At 68.0% G+C, this 956-nt stretch carries 1 protein-coding gene; it reads right to left on the minus strand.

Features of this window, described 5'->3' with window-relative positions; all coding sequences use genetic code 11:
• Positions 1 to 18: 18 nt before the first annotated feature.
• Positions 19 to 899 (minus strand): IS5 family transposase gene (locus QK442_RS36205; protein WP_282698390.1). Its coding sequence is split into 2 segments (ribosomal slippage): positions 19 to 539 and positions 539 to 899, totalling 882 coding nucleotides; the frame shifts between segments, so codons are not numbered across the junction.
• Between the last annotated feature and the right edge of the window lie 57 nt (positions 900 to 956).

A 956-nucleotide genomic window follows, 5' to 3' on the forward strand; every position in this document is an offset into this window, starting at 1 on the left:
TAGGGTCTGTCCGGCGGATCATGTGCGGAGCCATAAGCGGATGGCCGCGACAGTGACTGTGCCGTGGAATACGTAGGCCCGCTTGTCGTATCTCGTCGCCACGGCCCGGAAGCCCTTGAGCAGGTTGATCGTCCGCTCGACTTCGTTGCGGCGCTTGTACTTGTCCTTGTCGAAGCCGGTGGGCCTGCCGCCTTTGCTGCCGCAGCGTCTGCGGTTGGCCCGCTGGTCCTTCGGCTCGGGGATGGTGTGCTTGATCTGGCGTCTGCGCAGGTAGCGGCGGTTCCGCCGGGACGAGTACGCCTTGTCGCCGCCGAGATGATCCGGCCGGGTGCGTGGATGCCCGCCTGCCGGCCGGGGGACGCGGACGCGTTCGAGGACCGGGATGAGCTGCGGGGCATCGCCCCACTGGCCTGGCGTGATCAGCAGGGCAAGGGGTCGGCGTCCGCCTTCACCGGCGAGGTGGATCTTGGAGATCAGGCCGCCCCGGGACCGTCCGAGTCCCTCGTCGGGGCGGTGATGCCGGGGCGTTGATCTTTTTTCGGGACACGCGGTGCTTTCCTGCGTGCCCCGGCGGCGTGCTGGTGAGCGCGACAGGAGGTCGAGTCCACGCTCACCATGCTCCAGTCGATCCGGCCTTCCGCGTCGGCGTCGGCCTGGACGGCCTTGAGGATCTTGTCCCAGGTGCCGTCCGCGGACCAGCGTCTGTGCCGTTCGTAGACGGTCTTCCACCTGCCGAAACGCGAGGGAAGGTCCCGCCACGGGACCCCCGTGCGCTCACGGAAGAGGATCCCGTTGATCACCTTGCGGTGGCTGGCCCACCTCCCGCCGCGTTGCCCGGTCCCGGGCAGATGCGGCTTCAAGCGGGACCACTCCGCGTTCGTCAGATCGCCACGCCCCATGACCAATTACACGGCCACGAGCGCCAGATCACTCAAAGATCCGCCGGACAGGCCCTA

Origin of the sequence: Streptomyces sp. CC208A (genome assembly GCF_030010625.1) — a bacterium.
Lineage (GTDB): Bacteria > Actinomycetota > Actinomycetes > Streptomycetales > Streptomycetaceae > Streptomyces.